24 protein-coding genes are annotated in these 23019 nt (G+C 53.4%); 10 read left to right on the forward strand and 14 right to left on the reverse strand.

Going from position 1 to position 23019, the window contains the following annotated elements:
* Positions 1 to 47 precede the first annotated feature (47 nt).
* From C2U41_RS23075 to yihU, 4 genes are read right to left on the reverse strand one after another with little or no spacing between them, the layout of a single operon-like run.
* Positions 48 to 890: an aldose-1-epimerase gene (locus C2U41_RS23075; protein ID WP_071687350.1), complete on the reverse strand. Its 843-nt coding sequence runs from the start codon at positions 888 to 890 to the stop codon at positions 48 to 50.
* An 18-nt stretch (positions 891 to 908) separates the two neighbouring features.
* Positions 909 to 2150: a sulfoquinovose isomerase gene (yihS, locus tag C2U41_RS23080; RefSeq protein ID WP_003028654.1), complete on the reverse strand. Its 1242-nt coding sequence runs from the start codon at positions 2148 to 2150 to the stop codon at positions 909 to 911.
* A 14-nt stretch (positions 2151 to 2164) separates the two neighbouring features.
* Positions 2165 to 3040 carry a sulfofructosephosphate aldolase gene (gene yihT, locus C2U41_RS23085; protein ID WP_003028656.1) on the reverse strand — a complete coding sequence of 292 codons (876 nt, stop codon included), beginning with the start codon at positions 3038 to 3040 and terminating at the stop codon, positions 2165 to 2167.
* Between the two features lie 10 nt (positions 3041 to 3050).
* Entirely contained in the window at positions 3051 to 3947 is an 897-nt protein-coding gene (gene yihU / locus C2U41_RS23090; protein ID WP_008323155.1) for a sulfolactaldehyde 3-reductase, read from the reverse strand.
* 166 nt (positions 3948 to 4113) lie between these two features.
* On the opposite strand from yihU, the gene C2U41_RS23095 reads away from it, so the two are divergent.
* The 6 genes from C2U41_RS23095 (at position 4114) to fabY (ending at position 8838) form a co-directional block, all read left to right on the forward strand.
* On the forward strand, positions 4114 to 5010 hold the full coding sequence (locus C2U41_RS23095; RefSeq protein ID WP_103848504.1) for a sugar kinase: 897 nt from the start codon (positions 4114 to 4116) through the stop codon (positions 5008 to 5010).
* A 33-nt stretch (positions 5011 to 5043) separates the two neighbouring features.
* Positions 5044 to 5847, forward strand: a complete 804-nt coding sequence (locus tag C2U41_RS23100) for a DeoR/GlpR family DNA-binding transcription regulator (RefSeq protein WP_032950678.1) — start codon at positions 5044 to 5046, stop codon at positions 5845 to 5847.
* Positions 5848 to 5952: 105 nt separating this feature from the next.
* Positions 5953 to 6552 (forward strand): glucose-1-phosphatase, encoded by a 600-nt coding sequence (gene yihX / locus C2U41_RS23105; protein WP_016151258.1) that lies wholly within the window; start codon positions 5953 to 5955, stop codon positions 6550 to 6552.
* Positions 6546 to 7418, forward strand: a complete 873-nt coding sequence (locus C2U41_RS23110) for a virulence factor BrkB family protein (RefSeq protein WP_003028669.1) — start codon at positions 6546 to 6548, stop codon at positions 7416 to 7418. The genes yihX and C2U41_RS23110 overlap by 7 nt, the downstream gene beginning before the upstream one ends.
* Complete coding sequence (dtd, locus tag C2U41_RS23115; RefSeq protein ID WP_003840439.1) at positions 7415 to 7852, forward strand: D-aminoacyl-tRNA deacylase; 438 nt, start codon at positions 7415 to 7417, stop codon at positions 7850 to 7852. Before C2U41_RS23110 ends, dtd begins: the two co-directional genes overlap by 4 nt.
* A 44-nt stretch (positions 7853 to 7896) precedes the next feature.
* Positions 7897 to 8838, forward strand: a complete 942-nt coding sequence (gene fabY, locus C2U41_RS23120) for a fatty acid biosynthesis protein FabY (protein ID WP_003825286.1) — start codon at positions 7897 to 7899, stop codon at positions 8836 to 8838.
* A 150-nt stretch (positions 8839 to 8988) separates the two neighbouring features.
* On the opposite strand, the gene C2U41_RS23130 is transcribed toward fabY, so the two are convergent.
* On the reverse strand, positions 8989 to 9897 hold the full coding sequence (locus C2U41_RS23130; RefSeq protein WP_103848505.1) for an alpha/beta hydrolase: 909 nt from the start codon (positions 9895 to 9897) through the stop codon (positions 8989 to 8991).
* A 205-nt stretch (positions 9898 to 10102) separates the two neighbouring features.
* On the opposite strand from C2U41_RS23130, the gene C2U41_RS23135 reads away from it, so the two are divergent.
* Positions 10103 to 10345, forward strand: a complete 243-nt coding sequence (locus tag C2U41_RS23135) for a CopG family transcriptional regulator (protein ID WP_043018956.1) — start codon at positions 10103 to 10105, stop codon at positions 10343 to 10345.
* Positions 10345 to 10719 carry a type II toxin-antitoxin system VapC family toxin gene (locus C2U41_RS23140; protein ID WP_003028682.1) on the forward strand — a complete coding sequence of 125 codons (375 nt, stop codon included), beginning with the start codon at positions 10345 to 10347 and terminating at the stop codon, positions 10717 to 10719. Before C2U41_RS23135 ends, C2U41_RS23140 begins: the two co-directional genes overlap by 1 nt.
* Before the next feature lie 36 nt (positions 10720 to 10755).
* Here the strand turns inward: C2U41_RS23140 and fdhE are convergent, their stop codons facing one another.
* From fdhE to fdnG, 4 genes are read right to left on the reverse strand one after another with little or no spacing between them, the layout of a single operon-like run.
* On the reverse strand, positions 10756 to 11685 hold the full coding sequence (fdhE, locus tag C2U41_RS23145; RefSeq protein ID WP_003028685.1) for a formate dehydrogenase accessory protein FdhE: 930 nt from the start codon (positions 11683 to 11685) through the stop codon (positions 10756 to 10758).
* The gene (gene fdoI, locus C2U41_RS23150; protein ID WP_003028686.1) at positions 11682 to 12317 is read right to left on the reverse strand and encodes a formate dehydrogenase cytochrome b556 subunit; all 636 of its coding nucleotides are present in this window, start codon (positions 12315 to 12317) and stop codon (positions 11682 to 11684) included. Before fdoI ends, fdhE begins: the two co-directional genes overlap by 4 nt.
* A complete protein-coding gene (fdoH, locus tag C2U41_RS23155; protein WP_003028691.1) occupies positions 12314 to 13216 on the reverse strand; it encodes a formate dehydrogenase O subunit beta in 903 nt (300 codons plus the stop codon). The genes fdoI and fdoH overlap by 4 nt, the downstream gene beginning before the upstream one ends.
* Before the next feature lie 12 nt (positions 13217 to 13228).
* Positions 13229 to 16279, reverse strand: coding sequence for a formate dehydrogenase-N subunit alpha (gene fdnG, locus C2U41_RS23160; RefSeq protein WP_085952512.1), 3051 nt, complete (start codon positions 16277 to 16279; stop codon positions 13229 to 13231).
* A 193-nt stretch (positions 16280 to 16472) separates the two neighbouring features.
* On the opposite strand from fdnG, the gene fdhD reads away from it, so the two are divergent.
* On the forward strand, positions 16473 to 17309 hold the full coding sequence (fdhD, locus tag C2U41_RS23170) for a formate dehydrogenase accessory sulfurtransferase FdhD (protein WP_071696218.1): 837 nt from the start codon (positions 16473 to 16475) through the stop codon (positions 17307 to 17309).
* On the opposite strand, the gene C2U41_RS23175 is transcribed toward fdhD, so the two are convergent.
* Both C2U41_RS23175 and C2U41_RS23180 read right to left on the reverse strand, forming a co-directional pair.
* On the reverse strand, positions 17276 to 17782 hold the full coding sequence (locus tag C2U41_RS23175; protein ID WP_071697864.1) for a YgjV family protein: 507 nt from the start codon (positions 17780 to 17782) through the stop codon (positions 17276 to 17278). The genes fdhD and C2U41_RS23175 overlap by 34 nt on opposite strands.
* Positions 17783 to 17840: 58 nt before the next feature.
* Complete coding sequence (locus tag C2U41_RS23180) at positions 17841 to 18362, reverse strand: Crp/Fnr family transcriptional regulator (RefSeq protein ID WP_046671348.1); 522 nt, start codon at positions 18360 to 18362, stop codon at positions 17841 to 17843.
* A 129-nt stretch (positions 18363 to 18491) separates the two neighbouring features.
* Here C2U41_RS23180 and C2U41_RS23185 point away from each other — a divergent pair, with 129 nt between their 5' ends.
* Complete coding sequence (locus C2U41_RS23185; protein WP_003825262.1) at positions 18492 to 18704, forward strand: DUF1471 domain-containing protein; 213 nt, start codon at positions 18492 to 18494, stop codon at positions 18702 to 18704.
* Positions 18705 to 18760: 56 nt separating this feature from the next.
* On the opposite strand, the gene C2U41_RS23190 is transcribed toward C2U41_RS23185, so the two are convergent.
* Genes C2U41_RS23190 through C2U41_RS23200 form a run of 3 tightly spaced genes read right to left on the reverse strand, consistent with a single transcriptional unit; the run spans position 18761 to position 23011 of the window.
* Positions 18761 to 20506 (reverse strand): putative frv operon regulatory protein, encoded by a 1746-nt coding sequence (locus tag C2U41_RS23190; RefSeq protein ID WP_003847892.1) that lies wholly within the window; start codon positions 20504 to 20506, stop codon positions 18761 to 18763.
* Positions 20506 to 21576, reverse strand: coding sequence for an aminopeptidase (locus tag C2U41_RS23195; RefSeq protein ID WP_003847889.1), 1071 nt, complete (start codon positions 21574 to 21576; stop codon positions 20506 to 20508). Before C2U41_RS23195 ends, C2U41_RS23190 begins: the two co-directional genes overlap by 1 nt.
* Positions 21566 to 23011, reverse strand: coding sequence for a PTS fructose-like transporter subunit IIBC (locus C2U41_RS23200; protein WP_003847888.1), 1446 nt, complete (start codon positions 23009 to 23011; stop codon positions 21566 to 21568). The genes C2U41_RS23195 and C2U41_RS23200 overlap by 11 nt, the downstream gene beginning before the upstream one ends.
* Positions 23012 to 23019 lie beyond the last annotated feature (8 nt).

The raw sequence follows: 23019 nt of genomic DNA on the forward strand, positions 1-23019 counted from the left end.
GTCGTCTCCGTAAAAATAGGGTAATTCGGTAATTTGTCGGAAATCTGTTATTCACTGCCGATTAAAAAATGCATCTGATGTTGTTCTCCGGGCGCGAGATGAATCAGGCTTATTCCGGAGTTATAGGCGTCGGGCGGGCAGGTCATCGGTTCAACCGCCAGGCCGCGCCGTGCTAATTTTTCGCCGGTATACACTTGCAACCAGGGCTGGTGGCTGCGTAAAAAAGTGGACATGTTTTGCGATGGGCTGGTCATCCTGACTTCCCACTCAGCGTCAGGTGGCAGAGTCCTGAACGTATGATCGATAGCGGTCTGTGCAATGCGTTGCGGCGTGGTGAAATATCGTTCATCACATGTTTCTTCACTCATCGGGAGTGTTAATTCACAGTCATCAATGGGTTGCAGATTGCAGGTCAAATAGGGATGTGCTCCCGCGCCATACGGCGCGATTTCGTCACCCACATTCTGTGTGCGGATAAAAACGTGCAGTCCACGGGTTGCCTCCAGTCGGTAAATCACCTCTGAAACCAGCGCGAAGGGATAACCATAAGAAGGCGGCAGAAAAATCGTCAGCGACACTTCCGATGCCGACTGCTGGTTAATCTGCCAGTCCCGCCAGGCCAGTAACCCATGAATGGCGGTATGTGACACTGAGTCGTTAACGGCAAGCTGGTAATCCTTGCCGTTATAGTGATAGCTGCCGTCTACAACGCGGTTTGGCCAGGGGATTAACACTTTCCCCAAGTGTGCCAGCGGCATTTCTTCCGGTTTGTGGGGAATAACGATATGACGCCCACGGTGCGTCAATTCTGCTAGCCCAGCGCCAACCGTGACGATTTTCGCCTGGTAGTGTCCGGCCTGAAGATGAATGGTTTTTCCACCGCTATGCATGGCAGCCCACCTTGTTACTTATTTAGCGTTGATATCCAGCAGACCGGCGGCAACAGCCGGAGCAAGGCCCGGAGCCAGCGGCAGACGTGGGATCACCAGGCAGTGCAGCAGGTGATAAATATCCTGCTTGCCGTCCCAGACTTTGGTGGTCACCTTGTTATCGGTGTCCAGCTCTTGCCACCATGAACCGGTCTCGTAATCCATCAGGTAGGTGATGCAGTAATCCCACCATTTCTGGTACCAGGCTTCGTACTGGCTGTCGCCTGTGAGGGTGTACAGGGCGTAGGCGGTACCCATCGCTTCGACTATCGGCCAGCGCACTCTTTCGCGAACGATCGGTTTGCCGTCCCAATCCACCGAATAGACAAAACCGTCTGCGCCGTCCGGTGCCCAGGCGTCGCGGATAGTGGCGTGGAAAAGTCCTTTTGCATCTTCCAGCAGCCAGGCAGGAGGCGTTTCAAAGCGAGCTTCCAGCGCAGCATGCAGATGCAGCATCAGGCGGCCCCACTCGATCCAGTGACCCGGCGTGCCACCGTAGGCGCGGAAACGGTGAGCTGGGTTGTCCTTGTTGTAATCGCGGATTGGGTTCCACTGTGAATCGAAGTGTTCATTGACGCGGTACTCCCCGCTACGGGCCACGTCGTGAATAATCACCGAAGCGATACGCAGTGCGCGATCGAGCCATTTACGGTCATGAGTAACGTCATACACGATCAGGAAAGCCTCGACCGCGTGCATGTTAGCGTTGCCGCCGCGATAATCTTCTGTCTGGCTGAAGGCTTCGTCCCAGGACTCCAGGCACATTTGTTCGTCTTCGCTCCAGAAGTACTTCTCAATCACCTCGATGGCGTCATCCAGCAATTTTCTGGCCTGTGGATGACCGGTAGTGACCGCGCTTGCCGCGCCAAGTAAAACGAAGAAATGCTGATAACCCTGCTTGGAGGCATCCATCACGCCTTCGTCATTGACGCAGGCGTACCAACCGCCGTAGCGTGTGTCGCGTAGCGCGCCGTTCAGCGCCTTAATGCCGTGGTCGACGAGTTGATATGCACCTGGGCGACCCATGGAGGCGGCAACGGAATAGACGTGCAGCATGCGGGCGGTGATCCACAGATGTGTTCCCATATCCGCTCTGACCTGACCACTGTTTCCTAACCAACCAAACCCGGTGGGCACCGCCGCGTTCTTACCAAAGTTAAAGATGCGATCGGTTTCTTGTTCCAGCCAGCGGTTGTGGCTTAAGGTGTTAAACCATTTCATGCTTTGATCCTCTATTAGCGGCGGGCCATCATTTCGTCGACGATATCGCCCAGACGCTGCAACTTCGGTGCGGAAACATCACGCAGCATCAGTTCGGTATCCGGCAGACCCACGACGGATGACCAGACCGCACGCCCGGCCAGGAAGCCGGATGCGCCTGCGGTCATTGCTACGCTGACCGCGCGTGGGAACAGTTTTTCATCCACACCAGAGGAGAGAATGACCCACGGCATGTTGATGTTTTCATTCAGGCGCTGAGAGGCGCTAAGCAATTCCTGTTGGGTTCCTTTGCCGTACAGCGGCATTTCGACCTTGTAGAGATCGGCACCGCTGTCGCCCAGCTCTTTCGCGGCATCGATGATGGCCTGTTCACGGCAGAACTTATCGCCACGACGCGGTGGGCGAACAACCGGCTCGATGATGCTCAGCAGCCCATTGGAATGGCATAACTCATTGAATTCTTTCACCATGTCCAGACGCTGTTGGGCATCTTCATCGCTACGCCACAGCACCAGCAATTTGAGAGCCTTGGCGCCATCTTGCTTCACAGCCTGCGGGTTGATTTTTTTATCAATCACTACGCTATCGACCGGAATTCCGTTACCCGGAATAAACTCATCAGCGGCCACAATCATGGCGCAGCTTTTGGCTACCGCGTTTTGCTCTACAACCTGGCGGTAGCAGAACTGCTGATCGACCAGAATGGCGGAGGCATAGGGGGACAGGATCTTTGCCGCATTGACTTTGAAATCGGTCAGCACGCTGTCATTGACCGGGGATTTTGCACCCGCAGCGGCAAACATTAAGCGCATGGCTTCGCGCTGATCGACCGCCAGCATGGCAAAACCGCCGGAAGCTCGGGTGATATCTTTCAGGGTGTACTTCGTCATTGTTCAGTCCTTACTTATCTGTGTGTTTATTTAGCCCGGCGGATGCGCGAACCTGTTCAAGAATGGCCGTCCAGTCTTCCCGGCCACGGCCAGCGGCGCGTGCCTGGTTATAGACTTCGCGGGAGGCGGCACCGAGCGGCATCGGCACATGTAGTTGGTTGGCAACGTCCAGCGCGATGCCAAGATCCTTGTGAGCTAAATCGATCATGAAGGCCGGGGAAAGATCGCCTTTCAGCACTTTGTTCGGCCAGGAGGTAGTGAAGTGGCCTTTCCCGGCGGGAGTGCCGCTCATGACTTGCAAGGCCACATCGAAGGAGAGGCCGAGCGCTTCGCACAACACGGCGGCTTCAGCAGACAAGGCGTTTAACGCGATGCTCATGTAGTTGTTGATGAGCTTGACGCGAATGCCCATGCCGGGACCGCCTGCGTTGATCAATTCATTACCCATCGCCATCAGAACCGGTGTGGCGCGTTCTACCTGCTGTGCCGTTCCACCTGCCAACAGCAACAGCGTTCCCGCTATAGCGTGATCGGAGGTACGTCCAACCGGGCAATCCATCATGTCGAAGCCTTTGTCACGCATATCGGCGATCAGTTTGTCGGTTTGCAGTGGGTGAATAGTCGACATATCAATCACTAATGCCTGTGGGGAAAGGCTTTCACAGATACCCTGCTCGCCGAACAGTACGCTGCGCACCAGATCGCCGTTTGGCAGCATTGTGATGACAAATTCTGCCCCTTTTACTGCCTGAGCCGGGCTGCTGGCAGGTTGGGCTCCTTTTTCCACCAGGCGCTGAACGGCATCCGGGTTAACGTCAAAGACGCTGAGTTGATGACCCTGCTTCAGCAAGTTGCTCGCCATGGGTGAACCCATCTGACCTAATCCGATAAATGCTATAACTGCCATAACGTTCTCCTGAGACGTGGATGTCATTTTTTGTCATTTAAGGTCGTTTGTTTTTGTCTGTTTTTGATCGTATTTGTAATTTATGGTCAAAAAATTGACAGCCGTCACTTTTTAAACATTTTGTGAAATTAAAATGATCCCATCTTGAAACGCCTAAGGAATGACCATGATTCGTATTGCTTGTGTAGGTATTGCCGTGATGGATCGCATCTATTACGTGGAAGGTTTACCAACCGAAGGAGGTAAGTATGTGGCGAAGCGTTATACGGAAGTGGGCGGCGGGCCTGCTGCAACGGCCGCAGTGGCTGCAGCGAAGCTGGGCGCGCAGGTGGACTTTATTGGCCGTGTGGGCGATGACGACACCGGAAATAGCCTGCTGGCGGAGCTGGAATCCCTGGGGGTAAACACCCGCTACACCCGGCGCTATGCGGGGGCAAAGTCTTCGCAATCGGCAATTATGGTTGATGCGCAAGGAGAACGGATTATCGTTAACTATCCCAGCCCGGATTTACTGCCGGATGCTGCCTGGCTGAATGAGATCGATTTTTCCCAGTGGGATGTGGTGTTGGCGGATGTTCGCTGGCACGAAGGCGCCAGGCAGGCGTTCACGCTGGCGCGTCGGGCGGGAGTGATGACGGTACTGGATGGTGACGTCACGCCACAAGATATCAGCGAGCTGGTGGCGTTGAGCGATCATGCGGCGTTCTCTGAACCGGGTCTGGCGCGTTTAACCGGGATAAATGATTCTGAAGCTGGACTTAAACAAGCAAAAACGCTCACAAATGGTCATGTCTATGTGACACGAGGGAGCGAAGGCTGTGACTGGATAAAAAATAATACGTTGCAGCATCAATCTGGATTTAAAGTCGATGTTGTGGATACTACGGGAGCTGGGGATGTTTTCCACGGTGCGCTCGCATTCAGCCTGGCTGACGGCGATGCTCCAGAAGAGGCCGTCAGGTTTGCCAGTGGGGTTGCTGCGTTAAAATGCACTCGCCTTGGAGGAAGGTCCGGAATCCCTGACTGTGATCAAACCCGATCTTTTCTGTCACTTTTTGTATAAAATGCCAGGGCAATGGTTTTTCGAGGAAATTTCATGAGTCTTACCGAACTGACCGGTAATCCGCGACACGATCAACTGCTTATGCTGATTAGCGAGCGCGGTTATATGAATATCGACGAGCTGGCGAGCCTGCTGGACGTGTCCACGCAAACTGTGCGTCGTGATATTCGTAAACTCAGCGAGCAGGGATTAATTACGCGTCATCATGGTGGCGCGGGCAGAGCCTCCAGCGTGGTGAATACGGCGTTTGAGCAGCGTGAAGTTTCCTGGACGGAAGAGAAGAAGGCCATCGCGGAAGCGGTGGCTGACTACATTCCCGATGGATCAACGGTGTTTATTACCATTGGCACCACCGTTGAGCAGGTGGCCCGCGCGCTGTTAAACCATAATCATTTGCGCATTATTACCAACAGCCTACGCGTGGCGCACATTCTGTATAACAACCCACGTTTTGAAGTTATGGTACCAGGTGGAACGTTACGCCCGCACAACAGCGGCATCATTGGCCCTTCTGCTTCAGCATTTGTGGCTGATTTTCGGGCCGACTACCTGGTTACCAGCGTTGGCGCGATCGAAAATGATGGCGCGCTGCTGGAGTTTGATGTCAATGAAGCCAGCGTAGTGAAAACGATGATGTCCCATTCAAGACACATTCTGCTGGCAGCGGATCATACGAAATATACGGCTTCTGCCGCGGTAGAAATTGGTAACGTGTCTCAGGTGACTGCGCTGTTTACTGATGAATACCCAGGTCCGGCATTGCACAATTTACTCCAGTCACAGCAGGTTGAAATTGTGCAGGTGAGTCCTTCACAGGATGATGCTCTGGCCGTGTAATTCTTCCCAATGATGGCCCGATAACTTCGCAGCCATCACTCTCGCATAGTCAAACTTCTCCTTTCCCGCTACAGTTATTCATCCACGGCGAATAAGGAGAAGGGCATGCTCTATATCTTTGATTTGGGTAATGTGATTGTCGATATCGACTTCAACCGCGTGTTGGGCACATGGAGCGATCTAAGTCGTGTACCGCTGGCTTCGCTAAAGCAAAGTTTCACCATGGGGGAGGCTTTTCACCAGCACGAGCGAGGCGAAATAACGGATGAAGCCTTTGCCGAGGCGCTATGTCATGAGATGGCGCTGCCGCTAAGTTACGAGCAGTTCTCTCACGGCTGGCAGGCCGTTTTTGTCGCCTTGCGCCCTGAGGTCATCGACATCATGCAAAAGCTGCGTGAGCAGGGACATCGGGTGGTCGTCTTGTCGAATACTAACCGCCTGCACACCACGTTTTGGCCGGATGAATATCCCGAGATCCGTCAGGCTGCTGACCATATTTACCTTTCCCAGGACCTGGGCATGCGTAAACCGGAAGCGCGGATTTACCAGCACGTCCTGCAGTCTGAAGGTTTTTCTGCGCACGATGCGGTCTTTTTTGACGATAACGCCGATAATATTGAAGGGGCTAACCGGTTAGGGATCACCAGTATCCAGGTCGTCGATAAAAAGACCATTCCTGACTATTTCGCGACGTTGTTATGCTAAAAAATGTTCAGCAGCAAGCCAGGCATCATACGCGTCCTGTACGAGACTGGCTGAAGCTATTATGGCAGCGGATTGATGAGGACAATATGACGACGCTGGCAGGGAATCTTGCCTACGTTTCGTTGCTCTCATTAGTGCCGCTTATTGCCGTCGTATTTGCGCTTTTCGCCGCATTTCCGATGTTTTCCGACGTCAGTGTCCAGTTACGTCATTTTATTTTCGCAAACTTTATCCCGGCAACGGGAGACGTCATTCAACGTTATATCGAACAGTTTGTCGCCAACTCGAACAAAATGACGGCAGTCGGGGCATGCGGGCTGATTGTCACAGCGTTATTGTTGATGTATGCCATTGATAATGCGTTGAATACTATCTGGCGCAGTAAGCGTACTCGCCCTAAAGTTTACTCTTTCGCCGTCTACTGGATGATTTTAACGCTGGGGCCGCTGTTGGCGGGGGCCAGTCTGGCGATCAGCTCTTATCTGTTGTCATTGCGCTGGGCCAGCGATCTCAACACGGTGATTGATAACGTCCTGCGTATTTTCCCGCTGGTGCTTTCCTGGCTCTCGTTCTGGCTGCTTTACAGCATTGTACCGACTACGCGTGTACCCAACCGTGATGCGGTTATTGGTGCCTTTGTGGCTGCTGTGTTGTTCGAAGCCGGAAAGAAAGGATTTGCGCTCTATATCACGATGTTCCCGTCTTATCAGCTCATTTACGGTGTTCTGGCGGTGATCCCCATTTTATTTGTCTGGGTATACTGGACCTGGTGTATCGTCTTGCTAGGCGCGGAAATAACTGTCACTCTCGGGGAATATCGCAAACTTAAACAAGCCGCAAAAGAAGAAGAAGCAGAGCAACCATGATTGCATTAATTCAGCGCGTAACCCGTGCCAGCGTCACCGTGGAGGGCGAGGTGACGGGTGAAATTGGCCCAGGACTTTTGGTCCTGTTAGGTGTCGAAAGGGATGATGACGAACAGAAAGCGAATCGCCTGTGCGAGCGTGTACTCGGTTATCGAATCTTTAGCGATGCCGAAGGTAAAATGAACCTCAACGTGCAGCAGTCAGGCGGCAGCGTGCTGGTGGTTTCACAGTTTACGCTGGCGGCAGATACCGAGCGTGGCATGCGCCCGGGGTTTTCGAAAGGCGCAGCGCCCGAGCATGCAGAAGCGCTGTATGAATACTTTGTTGAGCGTTGCCGCCAACAGGAAATGAATACGCAAACCGGTCGATTCGCTGCGGATATGCAGGTTTCACTGGTTAATGATGGCCCGGTGACGTTCTGGTTACAAGTATGAACCAGCTACCGGTATGGCCGCGGACAACAAGAGAGAATACGACTATGTATCACCTTCGAGTACCGCAAACAGAAGAAGAATTGGAGCGTTACTACCAGTTTCGCTGGGAGATGCTGCGTAAACCATTGCACCAGCCAAAAGGCTCCGAACGGGATGCCTGGGACGCGATGGCGCATCACCAGATGGTGGTGGACGAAGAGGGGAATCTGGTTGCGGTAGGGCGTCTGTATATCAATGCGGATAATGAAGCTTCCATACGCTTTATGGCCGTAGACCCTTCCGTGCAAGAGAAAGGGTTGGGCACGCTGATGGCGATGACTCTGGAGTCTGTGGCGCGTCAGGAAGGGGTCAAACGCGTAACCTGTAGTGCCCGTGAAGATGCGGTCGAATTTTTCGCCAAGCTCGGTTTTGTGAGCCAGGGGGAAATCACCACGCCGCAAACCACGCCGGTGCGCCACTTTTTGATGATTAAGCCCATTGCGACGCTGGACGATATTCTCCATCGCGGTGACTGGTGCGGACAGTTACAACAAGCCTGGTACGAACATATTCCATTGAGTGAGAAAATGGGCGTACGCATTCAGCAGTACACTGGGCAGAAATTTATCACCACGATGCCCGAGACAGGCAATCAGAATCCGCACCATACCCTGTTTGCCGGTAGCCTGTTTTCACTGGCTACGCTAACGGGCTGGGGACTTATCTGGCTGATGCTGCGCGAGCGTCATCTGGGTGGGACAATAATCCTGGCCGACGCGCATATCCGATACAGCAGGCCGATCACCGGGAAACCAACTGCTATTGCCGATCTAGGGTCGTTGAGCGGTGACCTCGACCGCCTGGCAAGAGGTCGCAAGGCGCGCGTTCAGATGCAGGTCGGGGTGTTTGGCGATGACACACCGGGCGTCGTGTTTGAAGGTACTTACATTGTGCTACCTGCGAAACCGTTTGGCGCATATGAAGAAGGCGGTAACGAGGAAGAGTAGGTCCTCTGGCTAAAATGTAATGTTGGGTTCATTTGCTGATGTAAAATGCGGATTATGAAAATGCCATAATCCGCATTTTGATAAAAATCGCATGCTGTCGATGATTGTATTGACGGGTACCTTCCTTAATTTCAGAACTCATGAACATCCTTATTGGCCAAGCCGCCAGGCCACATCTCGCATCACATTTCGTGCCGCCGGGCTCACCCCTGCCAACTGGAAAAAACCGTGGATGACGCCGAGATAGCGTTGGCAAGAGCACTCCACGCCTTGCTCCAGGAACCGTTGATACAGGGCTTCACCCTCATCTCGAAGTGGGTCGAATTCGGCAGTAATGATGTGCGTGGGCGGTAAACCGTTGAAGTCTTTGCGCCAGAGTGGGCTGACTTCGGGATGTAATGGATCGGTTTTCGGCATATACATTTCGTAGCCCGAAAGCAGTGTATCGCGAGTGATAATGTAATCCCGTCCATTATGGTCATAGCTCGCAAAGCTGGCGGTTGCGTCCAGCATCGGGTAGATCAGCATAAGCTGTGCAGGTTGCCATTGCCTGGCCGCTTTCAGGCGTAGTGCGGTGACTAGCGCCAGGTGTCCACCTGCGCTGTCGCCAGCAAGCGTAATATTGTCCCGGTCTACCCCCAGTTTCTGGGCATACTTCCAGATAATGTTGGCCCCGGTTTCAGCATCGTTATGTGCTGCCGGGAAGGTATGCTCTGGTGCGAGGCGATACTGCACCGCAATGACCCGACAGCCGCTGTACCAGGCGAGTTGCCTTAGCTGGTTATCATGTGTGGCAAATCCACCGCTGACAAAGCAGCCACCGTGATAATAGATAACGCAGGGGAGATTTCCCGTGCTGCCCCGCGGCGAAATAACGCGAAATGCCATGGCATCGAGTTCAATATCTTCAACCTGTACGCGGGTTTCAGTTTCTCCGGCCAGCGCCGTACTGGTAATATAGGCCGCTCTCCGGTCATCAATATTCTGCTCACGGGAAGAAGGGCGTCCCGCCGCGATAAATGCCTCAACTAACTGCGCAATCCCGCTTTCCAGTGCCATTTTTAAATACTCTTATCTGTATGGATATACAGGTTTATAACCTGGATTACTAAGAATGAAAATGGGAAAAATAGGGGTGGGAATGAATCTGGAAAGCGGCTCGCAAAAGTAAAAATCGTTCGCGTGGAGGCTATTTTCTCGCTTTTTTCAGGTGTATGTTGTGTGGAAATTAATCGCTGATGATATACTGGAGGTATATATGAGTATGATGGCTGGGATGGATATGGGCAGAATTTTACTCGATTTATCAGATGAAGTGATTAAACGTCTTGATGATCTCAAGGTGCAGCGCAACCTGCCGCGAGCAGAACTTTTACGGGAGGCCGTTGAACAGTATCTTGAGAGGCAGGATCAGGCTGAAACCACAATTTCACGTGCTCTTGGGCTGTGGCAAGGCTGTGAGGAAGATGGTGTTGAATACCAGCGTAAACTCCGTGAGGAATGGTAATGGTCAAAGGATCCGCGCTTTTTGATACCAACATCCTCATCGATCTGTTTAGTGGGAGAAATGAAGCAAAACTAGCGATAGAAACATGGCCGCCGCAGAATGCAATCAGCCTCATTACATGGATGGAGGTGATGGTGGGTGCAAAAAAATACCATCAGGAAGCCCGTACTCGTGTTGCGCTAGGTGCTTTTAACGTGATCGGCGTTTCACAGGATATTGCTGAACGAAGCGTGAGTATCAGACAGGAATATGGGATGAAATTGCCGGATGCCATTATTTTGGCAACAGCACAGATTCATCGTCTTACGCTGGTTACGCGAAATACTAAGGATTTTGCAGGCCTATCCGGTGTGGTCACCCCGTATACATTATAACCCGGGCGACTTACGCCGCCCGGTAGTGCGAAGAACTTACTCCCCTTCACCCGGGAACAGGAACGGGTTGATGGAGCTGCGGGCAAAGCCCTCTTGCTCCATGTGCGCGTCCAGCATCAGTGAAGCGAGATCGTCGGCCACGGCTTCGACTTTCGGGTCTTTTTCCTGATAGAGAATCTTCAGGTATGTCCCGCAGTCGCCGCAGCTTTCAGCTTTGATTGCCGCCTGTTCGTTATCCAGTGACCAGTAGTTCAAATCACGGCTCTGCTCGCAGTTGCTGCACTTCACGCGCACCACGTGCCACTCGGTTTCGCACAGGTTACAGTGCAGATAACGCAGACCCTGGGTGGTACCGATTTGCACCATGCTGGAGACCGGCATTGAACCACACACCGGGCAGTACTGACGCTGTTCACCGTATTCCGCACGGGCTTTGCCGGGGATCAGGCTTGCCATCTGCGCCCAGTAGAGCGACAGGGCAGCCCAAATGAACGGTGCTTTGTCGCTGCTGACGGAGGCAAAATCAGAGGCAAACAGCGCGCTGGCCATCAGCTCCAGTTCTTGCTCTGAGGCTTTTTCCAGATTCTCGATCACCGCTAACGCGGGACCGCTCATCTCTGGCTTCAGCTCAGCAATCAACGACTGCAGCAGCTTTTGCCAGTGCTTGTCGCGTGGCAGGACGTGGATATCCAGCGGCGGTTTGCCCTGATCGTTCGCTTCTTTGATACGCGCGGTCAGATCCATCTGCAGCGGATGGTCGTACAGCACCACTTCCTGCGCGTGGGCGATCAGCGCGGCAAAGCGCAGGTAGTCGCCCAGCGGGTTGTTCTCGGCCAACTCGCGCAGGCGCTCAGCACGGCGGTTATACAAATTTTTGAGTCTGGGGAATAATAACGGCGGAATCATATCCGCCGTGCGTTTCTCGCTCTTCTCCAGCTCATCTTGCGGGATTATGCGAATACTCATTCAGATGACTTTTCCTGTTTCTGGCGGACTTCACGGTACCAGCGCGGGTGATGTTTCTTCGCCCATGAGCTGGTAACCCATCCTTCCACCATCGCGGTAATGGTGCCTTTCACCCAAAGGGCGGCGTAAATGTGCACCATGATAACCACAATTAGCGCTACTGCGGCAAATGAATGCAGCATTAACGCGAATCGGATCACCGGGATTGAGAAAGCAGGTGCAAAATACGGACGCCAGATGACCACTCCGCTCACCAGCAACAGGACCAGGAAGATAATCGCCGCCCAGAATACGCATTTCTGGCCGAAGTTATAACGTCCCGTGTCACCTACTTCCTCGTTGACGACAATCTTACGAATATTCTTCGCCCAAAAGATATCATCCCGATTGATTAGATTGTGGTGCCAGTAACGGAAAAACATGATGATAAACGAGGCAAACATGATCACGCCGACAAACGGGTGCACAATTCGCGCCAGTTGCGGAGTGCCCATGATGTGCATCAGCCAGTTAAAAGACGGGAAGAGAAAGCCCATCCCGCTCACTGCCGCCAGAATGAAGCAGAAGGCAGTGATCCAGTGGTTGATGCGTTCCGGCGCCGTGTAGCGCACGATGGTGTCACGTCGTTTCATTTGCGCACCTCGTCTTTTTCTTCATGCAGGTTGTCTTCTTCCTCTTCCGCGCGGTTCGGGCCTACACCGACGTAGTGGAAGATACTGGCCGCAAATGTCGCTGCAAAGCCGACGGCTGCGAGAGGTTTCCAGATGCCTTTCCAGAATTTCACGGTGGCGCTGATTTCCGGGTTCTCCGGCAGGCCATGATACAGATTCGGCTTGTCAGCATGGTGCAATACGTACATGACGTGCGTACCGCCAACGCCTGCCGGATCGTACAGACCCGCGTTTTCGTAACCACGCGTTTTCAGCTCCGCCACACGCTCGCCTGCCAGCGTTTTCATCGACTCTTTAGTACCGAAATGAATCGCGCCGGTTGGGCAGGTTTTCACGCAGGCCGGTTCTTGCCCGACCACGACACGGTCAACGCACAGCGTACATTTGTAGACGCGATTGTCTTCCGGGTTGAGGCGCGGCACGTCGAACGGACAGCCTGCGATACAGTAGCCACAGCCGATGCACTGCTCGGACTGGAAGTCGACGATACCGTTGGCATACTGAATGATTGCGCCTTCAGCCGGACACGCCTTCAGGCAGCCCGGATCGGCACAGTGCATACAGCCATCCTTGCGGATAAGCCACTCCAGTTTGTCGTTCTGTTCCACTTCCGAGAAGCGCATTACCGTCCAGGATTTAGCGGTCAAATCAGCCGGGTTGTCGTACACCCCAACGTTGTTGCCCACTTCATCACGGATGTCGTTCCATTCAGAACACGCCACCTGACAGGCTTTACAGCCGATACAGGTGGTGACGTCGATAAGCTTCGCCACCTCTTCCTGATGGTCCCGCGCCTGAGGCGCGGGGGTGAAACCGTTAGTGGCGGAACGACGAATGATGTCTTGCGATTGATAAGCCATAGGTCGTCTCCGTTACACCTTTTCCACGTTCACGAGGAAGGACTTAAATTCCGGCGTCTGCGTGTTCGCATCACCGACGAATGGCGTTAACGTGTTAGCGATAAAGCCTTTTTTCGCCACACCTTCGTAGCCCCAGTGAATCGGAATACCGATGGTGTCGATATCCTGACCGTTGGCCTTCAGCGTGCGAATACGTTTAGTCACCACTGCTTTGGCTTTAATGTAGCCGCGGTTAGAGGAGACTTTGACGGTATCGCCATGAGAGATACCGAGTTTATTCGCCAGCTTCTCGCCAATTTCCACAAACTGTTCCGGCTGTGCGATGGCATTGAGCAGCGCATGCTTGGTCCAGTAGTGGAAGTGCTCGGTCAGACGATAGGTCGTACCGACGTACGGGAATTTATCTGCTTTACCCAGTGCTTCCGCGTCACCTTTAAAGATGCGCGCGGCAGGGTTAGAGATAACGTTCGGGTGCAGCGGGTTAGTCCCCAGCGGCGTTTCAAACGGCTCGTAGTGTTCCGGGAACGGACCTTCCGCCATCTTATCGATAGCAAACAGGCGTCCCATCCCTTCCGGTTGCATGATGAACGGCCCAACGTTGCTGCCAGGTGCGGCGGCGCTGTAGTCCGGAATATCCATCCCGCTCCATTTCGCCCCATCCCATTTCAGGATCTGACGTTTTGGATCCCACGGATTCCCCTGCGGATCAGCGGAAGCGCGGTTATACAGAATGCGTCGGTTGAGCGGCCACGCCCATGCCCAGCCCAGCGTGTTGCCAAGGCCTGATGGGTCGGCGTTATCGCGACGTGCCATCTGGTTGCCTTCCGGCGTCCAGCTACCGGCAAAAATCCAACAGCCGCTGGAAGTGGTGCCGTCGTCACGCAGTTGGGCGAACGAGCTAAGCTGTTGGCCTTTCTTAACGATGACTGCACCTGTTGCCGGGTCGATAATGTCGGCCAACGCTTTACCGTTGCTCTCCATCGCCACTTCTTCCGAAGCCGGTTCGTGTGGTGTGGAGTAGTTCCAGGTCATGCTCAGCACCTGTTCCGGGTTCGCGCCACCCTGCTCGGCATACATCTTGCGCATGCGCAGGAAGATACCGGCGAGGATTTCACCATCGGTAACGGCAATCCCCGGGGCATCCGCGCCTTTCCAGTGCCACTGCAGCCAGCGACCGGAGTTAACGATAGAACCGTTCTCTTCGGCGAAGCAGGTGGACGGCAGACGGAATACTTCGGTCTGGATTTTCGACGGATCCACATCGTTCGACTCACCGTGGTTCTGCCAGAAGGTAGACGTTTCGGTGTTGAGCGGGTCGATGGTGACCAGGAATTTCAGTTTGGACAGTGAAGCCACGACCTTGTTTTTATTTGGGAATGACGCGACCGGGTTAAAGCCCTGGCAGATATAGCCATTCACTTTGCCCTGGTTCATCATCTCGAAGTACTGCAGCACGTCGTACCCTTTGTCCCACTTCGGCAGCAAGTCGAAGCCCCAGCTGTTTTCCGCTGTCGCCTTATCACCAAAGAAGGCTTTCATCATCGAGACGAAGAATTTCGGGTAGTTGCCCCAGTAGTTCACCTGACCTTCCAGCAACGGTTTTGGCGTGTTGGCGGCAAGGTAGGTTTGCAGGTCAGTCTGTTTTTCGCTCGGCAGCGTCATATAGCCCGGCAGGCTTTGTGACAGCAGGCCTAAGTCGGTCAGACCCTGAATGTTGGAGTGACCGCGCAGGGCGTTAACACCGCCGCCGGCCATCCCCATGTTGCCAAGCAGCAACTGGATCATCGCCATGGTACGGATGTTCTGCGCACCTACGGAGTGTTGTGTCCAGCCAAGGGCGTACAGGAACGACGCGGTTTTATCTTTGGCACTGGTTTCTGCGATGTACTCACAGACCTTCAGGAAGTCAGCCTTTGGCGTACCGCAGATATTTTCTACAACGTCCGGCGTGTAGCGGGAGACGTGCTGTTTCAGCAGGTTCCACACGCAGCGCGGGTGTTGCAGGGTGACATCGCGTTTGGCGAAGCCTTTTTCATCCAGCTCGTAGTTCCAGCTGGTTTTGTCATACTTGCGTTTGTCCGCGTCGTAGCCAGTGAACAGGCCATCTTCGAAACCGTAATCCTCACGCACGATCAGGCTGGCGTTGGTATAGGCCTCAGTGTATTCGCGGTTGAATTTTTCGTTGTTCAGCAGGTACAGCAAGACGCCTGACAGGAAAGCAATGTCAGTACCGGAACGAATCGGCGCATAGAAATCAGCCACCGCTGCGGTTCGCGTAAAGCGCGGATCGATCACAATCAGCTTCGCGCCGTTGTGAATTTTAGCTTCCATCGCCCAGCGGAATCCGACCGGGTGAGCTTCAGCGGCGTTACCGCCCATCACCACAACGAGGTTGGCGTTTTTAATGTCGACCCAGTGGTTGGTCATCGCACCGCGACCAAATGTTGGAGCAAGACTTGCTACCGTTGGTCCGTGTCAGACGCGTGCCTGGTTATCGACCGCGAGCATACCGAGCGCGCGGGAGAATTTTTGCGTTAAATAGCCGGTTTCGTTACTGGAAGCGGAAGCACACAGCATCCCGGTGGAAAGCCAGCGGTTAACGGTTACACCTTCGGCGTTTTGTGCAACGTAGTTTGCGTCGCGATCTTCTTTCATCAGTTTAGCGATGCGGTCAAATGCCTCATCCCAGCTAATCTGTTGCCACTTATCAGAGCCTGGTGCGCGGTATTCCGGGAATTTCAGGCGACTTTCGGAGTGGATGAAGTCCACAAGTCCTGCCCCTTTCGGGCACAGCGCGCCACGGTTAACCGGGTGATCCGGGTCCCCTTCGATATGGAAGATGGATGCTTTGGCGTTTTTTGCTCCGTCACCGAGACTGTACATTAACAGTCCACAGCCAACGGAACAGTAAGTGCAGGTGTTACGGGTTTCGCGGGTACGCAGCAGTTTATATTGCCGTGTTTCCGCGAGCGCTACGCCGGGTGCAAAACCCAGTGCCGCTGCCGTGGTGCCTGCCATACCGCCAGCGCAGATCTTAAAGAACTGCCTTCTGCTGACCTGCATGGTTTGCTCCTTTTTCGACATTGTCACGTTCCCTTCACTTTTCCGTTACTCGAGCGTGAGGGAAGTGGTTGTTATTTTTCTTTGCGGACGGGACCGCAAAGGTCCAGAATTGGGTGAATTTCCCTCCCTCCAGGAGGGGTTTGTAAAGAATACCACAATGTTGGTATGCGTGTTCCAATATGGTTAAAAGAAAGTGAATAAGATTATTCGAGAAAACATCAAAAATGTGACGACTTTGACAGGATCGCGCCAGCTGACCCTCTGGAAACGCGAGGATTTGCAACATCCTCAGCCGGATGTCGTCGCTGAGGAAGTACCGGTTGCGCTGGTTTACAACGGGATTTCGCACGTGGTGATGATGGCGTCACCGAAAGATCTTGAGCACTTTGCGATGGGCTTTTCACTTTCTGAAGGCATTATTGAGCGCCCGCAGGATATCTACGCAATGGAAGTGGTTCCTTCCTGTAACGGATTAGAAGTGCAGGTTGAGCTGTCCAGTCGCCGATTTATGGGGCTGAAGGAACGTCGTCGCGCGCTGGCCGGTCGCACCGGTTGCGGCGTTTGTGGCGTGGAGCAGCTCAATGACATTGGCAAGCCAGTCCAGCCGCTGCCGTTTACCCAGACATTCGATCTGGCGAATCTCGATCACGCTTTACGCCATCTCAATGATTTTCAACCCGTGGGGCAACTGACAGGCTGCACGCACGCGGCTGCCTGGGTACAGCCGTCAGGTCATCTGGCGGGCGGGCATGAAGATGTTGGGCGTCATGTTGCGCTGGATAAACTACTGGGGCGACGCGCAATCGAAGGGGAAACTTGGCAACAGGGCGCGGTATTAGTCTCCAGCCGGGCCAGCTACGAGATGGTGCAGAAGTCGGCGATGTGCGGCGTGGAGATTCTGTTTGCTGTGTCTGCCGCGACAACGCTGGCGGTAGAAGTTGCCGAGCGCTGTAACCTGACGCTGGTGGGTTTTTGCAAACCGGGCAGGGCGACGATTTATACGCATCCACAGCGTCTGGTCGCGCAGTGACGCCACCAGGCGGCCAGAATACTGCCTGAAAATGCTAGTTCCATGATTACGGCAACCGGCGAGCCAACAATCACATTGTTCAGTAGCCAACACAGGCTTCCGCACAATGTGTATCCCCGTAATTTTCCGCTGCGTTTTTGAAACGACGCAAAAGTCATCAACAGGCTTCCCATCAGCGGCAAAATACTCGACAGATTTTGCCAAAGATCAATGCTACACAGCAGCGATCCCAGCATATATCCCCACATCACCCAGCGGTGAAACGTGATGATGGCCGTCGCATAGCGGCAAGCGGCAATGATCATTAGCCCAGCCGCAGCGTGTTGATCCAAAAGATAGAAATGGATAGCTAACAGGGAAGTAGAGCCGGTGAGCAGCGTTAAAGTGATAGCCCGGCGTTGAAAATGAAAAGCGGAAATATCCAGTAAGAAGCTGATGCCAGCCAGCATCTGAGAGAGAAGAAATGCGTTCATTGTGGTCGCCATCGATTAAAGAGTGACGGGACAATAATCGACGCATCAACGTAAGGCGTTAACCTTTGTTAAGACGCTGGCGAATACGGGACAGGCTAACGGGGGTAATGCCGATATAGTTGGCGAGATCACGCTGAGTGAGCTGCGACTCCCAGTCCGGGAAGTGTGTTTGTACGTACTGGTAGCGTTGCTCTGGGGTATTGAGCAGCAGCATTTGCTCTTTTTTCTCTTTGTAGATCAATTGCTGGACCAGTAGCTGGGTCTTAATCTCCTGATTTTCCGGTGCATCCAGCAACGCCAAGGGGATTTCAGTGGTTTTTCCAGCGGCGATCATTTGCAGACTGTAATCGGCAGGCGTGTTAGTTAGCCAGTTCAGGTACAGAAAGCAGTATTCTCCGGCAAAGTAGAATTCTTTAACCCTTTCAATGCCGTTGTCCGCGTGATAAACCGCACGAGCAACACCATGATGCAAAAGATGAATTTTACTTTGTGGTTCACCTTGACGAAGTAACCAACTACCTGCCGGTTGCGTTTTTCTACGGCTGCCAGCAAGCCATTGTGATTCCTGATTACGTGACACTTTATCTCTCAAATAATTTGAATAAGACTGGCAAATCCTTCCGCTTTTAGTTGTGCGATGTGAGGGCTATTATTTATCACATCAAGGCACGGTGCCTTACTCAAACAACTAAGTTAAAGGGTTTATATCATGAAAAGCATCAAAACTTTTGTCGCAGTTATCGCTCTGGCTACTTCTTTCGGTTCTTTCGCTGCTCAGACAGTTACTGCAACCGGTTCTACGCTGGAAAGTGCTGAAGCAAAAATTGCCGCCCAGGCTGAACGTGCAGGCGCCAGCGATTATAAAATCACTCAGGCTTACACCGGTAACCGCGTGCACATGACTGCTGAACTGCTGAAATAAGATACCTCAGTACTGTCGAAAGAGCGCCCTTGAGGCGCTTTTTTCATTTCGGATATTTACTGCCTGAGCAATGCAATAAACGCTTCATATCCGGTCAATCCCGCAATAGTATCAGCCTGATGGCTGCTCAGTACGCTGGATAAATAACTGAAGATTTTTAGTTCATGCCGCGCCTCGGCGGCGGCACAGGCGATCAGGACATGACTGACGGGTTCGTTATTCACCAAAATGGGCTGTGCGAGGGTGATAAAGAAACCGCGGAAACGACGCTCCTGTTCGCTCCAGCAATGAGGAATCGCCAGGCGATTCACTATCAAGTTTTCACCTTCATGCTCCCGGGCGCAAATGCGTAGCGCTTCGTCCTCAGTGATATGGCCCTGGGCCACAAGCTGGCCGCAGATCCGACCGATGATGCTCTGCCAGCTTTCGGCCTTCATATTGGCGTAATGGAAGCAGCCCTGCTGTAAAAAGAAACGTTCGGGCTGCTGGCGGATAAAGGCCGTCGCAAGGAAGTGTTTGATCTGCTCGGTACCCGCTGCGGTGATAATATTCTTGATGGTTAAGGTGTTTTTTAGAGATTCATCAAGCAGATAGTGACTATTGTTGACGATTAACAGCGGGGTGACTTCTTCGCTGATGGCGCTGACTTCACTTGTATTTCGCGCAATGATCACCCGACAATTCAGGACATCCCGCTCAATAGCCTGTTGGTTGATGGTGGCGATAGCATTCTGGTCGGATAATAAAATGACCGGCTGACGCTCGTTTTGATGCCGCTCCAGCGCACAGGCGAAGTAAAGCCCGATGAGATCGCTATCGAACAACGGGATATCCAGTTTTTCGCGCAACAGGGCGATAAAACGCAAACTCAAATCGAAAGCGGCAGGCCAGGTAGACTTCAGGTTATGCATACTGCTCTGGCGATGCTCCGGTACCCAAACCGGGGCAGAGACGCATCTCAACAGGTGGCCAGTAATATTTTCAACCAGTTGGGCATCGATAACGTTCAACGCGGCAATGCCGGGAACGCTTTTTAACAAGCAGGTCACCGCATCGGCCGAGATGGTCATTGCCTGACGTTGCCTGATTTCCAGAAGACCGATCAGGGTTCTGAAAGCGTTTTCGCCAAGGTAGACTCCTCCTTGTTCCACCGCATTTTTCAGTGATATATACCGACACTCCGGCCACGATCCGGTGAGCTGATTACGCAGGGCGTAGACTGCCAGCACCAGACTTGCCAGGTACTCTCCCGAGATGAACGGGAATTCATCAAGTTTTTCACATGCAGTGTTGAGCCTGTCGATGTTGTCTCGGGTAATACCTGGCAGTGGAATTAAGAGTGGATCTTTTTTAAGCAGATTTGCCAGCAGGATTATGCGTTTTTCTTCTGGTTCATCAATGAAATGACCGACGCCCGGGCGGCTGGCAAGACAAAAGGCGCGCTCATAGCGCTGTTTCAAACGCGGGAGACGATCTGCCACCCAGGTTTCAGGTAAATTGAGTGCTGAAGCCAGCTGTACGCGGGGTGTAAAGGTATTAAGCAGAAGAAAGGCCAGCAACCGGTCATCATTATCATGGCGTTGCAGAAGCTGAAAATAACCGCGTCTGTCGACGATATCCAGTTGATAACCCGCGTTGCCGCCAGGCTGAATACGAGCCTTACCGCTGAGGGTAAAATTGAGGTAATCAATATCACGCAGGATGGTTCGACTCGAAACGCCAGTTTGTCGCGCCAGCTCGCCCAACGGACACGGCTGCTGTTCAAGAATATCCACAATTTTTAACTGGCGTTCCGATAACATTAATTCACCTGGAGAAAGTCGGTGAAGGATTTCACTTTTTCTGCCGTCAGCGAGCTCAGCAGCTCGCGCACCAGCGTAAACAGCGCGTCGTAATCTGCTGCGGAAATCATGCCGCTGTTGGCGTGGAGATAGCGTGTCGGCAGGCAGAGTGCCGCCACCGGACGACCCCCTCCCATAACGTTATAGCGTCCGCCGTCCGTCGCCCCGGTTTTCATGGTGCAGAACTGCAAAGGCGCATCGCTGTTTTTGGCACACGCTTTTAACGCGGCGACCAGCTGTTGATTGGGAAAATAGCGCTTATCGAACAGCATCAGGCCAGGGCCATCGCCAAGCTTGAGCGGGTATTTGATGGCGTCGATTCCGGGCACATCGCCCGCAACTGCGGTATCCAGCACTATCACCACGTCGGGCTTGATATGCTCGGCCGAGGTTTGCGCTCCGCGCAGCCCGACCTCTTCTTCCACGCTGCCCACGCCGTACAGGGTAATGTCAGGGTTATCGACGGTTTGTAACAGCTCAGCCATCAGCGCGCAGCCGACGCGGTTATCCAACGCTTTACCGACGATCTTATCTTCGCCCCAGCGAGCGAAATTGGCTTCCGGGCTAATGAAGTCACCGATCGCAATCCCGTATTTTTCTACTTCTTCGTGGCTGTTAGCGCCAATATCGATAAACATCTCGTCAAAGGTCAGCGGCTGCTGTTTCTGCTTTTCCGTCAACGCGTGCGGAGCGACGGAGCCGATAATACCAGGGATTTTAAATCCCTTGCGTGTGCGAATGGTGACCCGGTGGTTCAGCATCGACTGGCTCCACCAACCACCAATGGTGGTGAAGCGCAAAAATCCGCTCTCGTCGATATGCGTGACCATAAAGCCGACTTCATCCATATGGCCGACAACCGCCACCTTCGGCCCGCGGTTGCCTTTGCGGGCGACAAAGCTACCGAGGCCGTCGAAGGTGATTTCATCGACGCTGGATTCCAGCGCGTTAATGAGAAGAGTACGAACTTCCTGTTCATCGCCGCTGACGGCGCTGGCTTCGCATAACTGCTGAAGTAACTCAATGTTCATGGGCAAGCTCCTGCTGCGCGGCTTTACGTTTCAGCCACAACCCTTTCAGGATAATAATTAACGAAATGTTCAGTGCCAGACCGATAGCCAGCACCAGGTAAAATGATCCCGCCGGAGACATCAGGCCAATCAGCGGATCAAAGATACCTAAACCCGGCGCGAGGCGTTTGATTCCAAAGGCGATAACCAGCATGCCGGTAACGCCACCGGAGAGCGTATTGGCGGTAATCATCGGCAGCGGCGCGGCCAGTGCGTAGGGGATGGCCGGCTCGGTAGCGACGGTGGCGCCGACGACAATCGCACTGCTGGCGGCGGCCTTCTCCTGTTGCGTAAACAGTTTAGGCGCTAAATAGGTAGCGATTCCCGCCGCGACGGGCGGCATCAGCGCCACCACGCCGACGATGGCGTACCAGTCATAGATATGTTTTTCCAGCAGTGAGAAGCAGAAGAACCAGGCCGTTTTATTGATTGGCCCGCCCATATCAAATGCCAGCATCGCACCAACGAGGAAGGCCGCGCCCATTTTCATGGATGGAGGAATGGTGTTCAGGAAGTGCAGCAGACCGCCCATGATGTCGGACATCACCGGGCCGATGACGTAGTAAGTCAGTACGCCGAACACCAGTAAAGTGACAAACGGGATCAGCATAGAACCAAGCAGTGGCTGTAGCGCTTTGCCGAGGCGAACCTTGCGAAACCAAAGGACAAAGTAGCCAATTGCCAGCCCGAGTACGACCGCGCCGAGAAATCCTGCGCCGGACTGCGTACCCAGCAGGCCTTTATCGTTCGCCAGATAACACACCAGAAATGCTGGGGCAAAAGCGGGTTTATCGGCAATCGACCAGGCAATATATGCCCCCATAATCGGGATCATAAAGGTAAAGCCCAGATAGCCGATCGATTCAACAATCCAGGTGAACGACGGCGCGCCTTTCGACATATCGGTATAGGGCAAACCGAACTGCACCAGCATATTGGCGATGGCGACCAGAATACCGCCGCCGATAACAAACGGCAGCGCGGCGGAAACGCCCGCCATCAGGTGGCTCATTACGCTACCGTGCTGGACCTCCTGTTTTCCCAGTTTCACGCTGCTATCGGCGGCGAAAAGTTGGGAATGCGTCGGTAACTGTGTAAAAATCAGGTCGATATTTTTTAGCGCCTGGGAAATGGCGATTTCATAGACTTTTTTCCCGGCAAAACGTGCCCGGTCTTCGCCGCTCAGGCCGCGACCGGTGGCCAGAATGACATAATCGGCAGCGGCAATCTCTTCATTGCTCAGGCGGTTTTCGACGCCGCTTGAGCCCTGGGTTTCGACTTTAATCGTGTGGCCGAGCGAGCGCGCTTTTTGCTCCAGCGCCTCTGCCACCATATAAGTGTGGGCGATCCCCGCCGGACAGTTGGTGATCGCCACTAAACGTAAGGATGACTCCATAGCCGCGT

The sequence above is a fragment of the Citrobacter freundii complex sp. CFNIH4 genome, from assembly GCF_002934505.1.
In the GTDB taxonomy this organism is placed as follows: domain Bacteria; phylum Pseudomonadota; class Gammaproteobacteria; order Enterobacterales; family Enterobacteriaceae; genus Citrobacter; species Citrobacter freundii.

Bases quoted from the DNA above. Each gene is read 5' to 3' on its own strand.
- C2U41_RS23075 (WP_071687350.1), bottom strand. From the start codon at position 890: ATGCATAGCGGTGGAAAAACCATTCATCTTCAGGCCGGACACTACCAG.
- yihS (WP_003028654.1), bottom strand. From the start codon at position 2,150: ATGAAATGGTTTAACACCTTAAGCCACAACCGCTGGCTGGAACAAGAA.
- yihT (WP_003028656.1), bottom strand. From the start codon at position 3,040: ATGACGAAGTACACCCTGAAAGATATCACCCGAGCTTCCGGCGGTTTT.
- yihU (WP_008323155.1), bottom strand. From the start codon at position 3,947: ATGGCAGTTATAGCATTTATCGGATTAGGTCAGATGGGTTCACCCATG.
- C2U41_RS23095 (WP_103848504.1), top strand. From the start codon at position 4,114: ATGATTCGTATTGCTTGTGTAGGTATTGCCGTGATGGATCGCATCTAT.
- C2U41_RS23100 (WP_032950678.1), top strand. From the start codon at position 5,044: ATGAGTCTTACCGAACTGACCGGTAATCCGCGACACGATCAACTGCTT.
- yihX (WP_016151258.1), top strand. From the start codon at position 5,953: ATGCTCTATATCTTTGATTTGGGTAATGTGATTGTCGATATCGACTTC.
- C2U41_RS23110 (WP_003028669.1), top strand. From the start codon at position 6,546: ATGCTAAAAAATGTTCAGCAGCAAGCCAGGCATCATACGCGTCCTGTA.
- dtd (WP_003840439.1), top strand. From the start codon at position 7,415: ATGATTGCATTAATTCAGCGCGTAACCCGTGCCAGCGTCACCGTGGAG.
- fabY (WP_003825286.1), top strand. From the start codon at position 7,897: ATGTATCACCTTCGAGTACCGCAAACAGAAGAAGAATTGGAGCGTTAC.
- C2U41_RS23130 (WP_103848505.1), bottom strand. From the start codon at position 9,897: ATGGCACTGGAAAGCGGGATTGCGCAGTTAGTTGAGGCATTTATCGCG.
- C2U41_RS23135 (WP_043018956.1), top strand. From the start codon at position 10,103: ATGATGGCTGGGATGGATATGGGCAGAATTTTACTCGATTTATCAGAT.
- C2U41_RS23140 (WP_003028682.1), top strand. From the start codon at position 10,345: ATGGTCAAAGGATCCGCGCTTTTTGATACCAACATCCTCATCGATCTG.
- fdhE (WP_003028685.1), bottom strand. From the start codon at position 11,685: ATGAGTATTCGCATAATCCCGCAAGATGAGCTGGAGAAGAGCGAGAAA.
- fdoI (WP_003028686.1), bottom strand. From the start codon at position 12,317: ATGAAACGACGTGACACCATCGTGCGCTACACGGCGCCGGAACGCATC.
- fdoH (WP_003028691.1), bottom strand. From the start codon at position 13,216: ATGGCTTATCAATCGCAAGACATCATTCGTCGTTCCGCCACTAACGGT.
- C2U41_RS23175 (WP_071697864.1), bottom strand. From the start codon at position 17,782: ATGAACGCATTTCTTCTCTCTCAGATGCTGGCTGGCATCAGCTTCTTA.
- C2U41_RS23185 (WP_003825262.1), top strand. From the start codon at position 18,492: ATGAAAAGCATCAAAACTTTTGTCGCAGTTATCGCTCTGGCTACTTCT.
- C2U41_RS23190 (WP_003847892.1), bottom strand. From the start codon at position 20,506: ATGTTATCGGAACGCCAGTTAAAAATTGTGGATATTCTTGAACAGCAG.
- C2U41_RS23195 (WP_003847889.1), bottom strand. From the start codon at position 21,576: ATGAACATTGAGTTACTTCAGCAGTTATGCGAAGCCAGCGCCGTCAGC.
- C2U41_RS23200 (WP_003847888.1), bottom strand. From the start codon at position 23,011: ATGGAGTCATCCTTACGTTTAGTGGCGATCACCAACTGTCCGGCGGGG.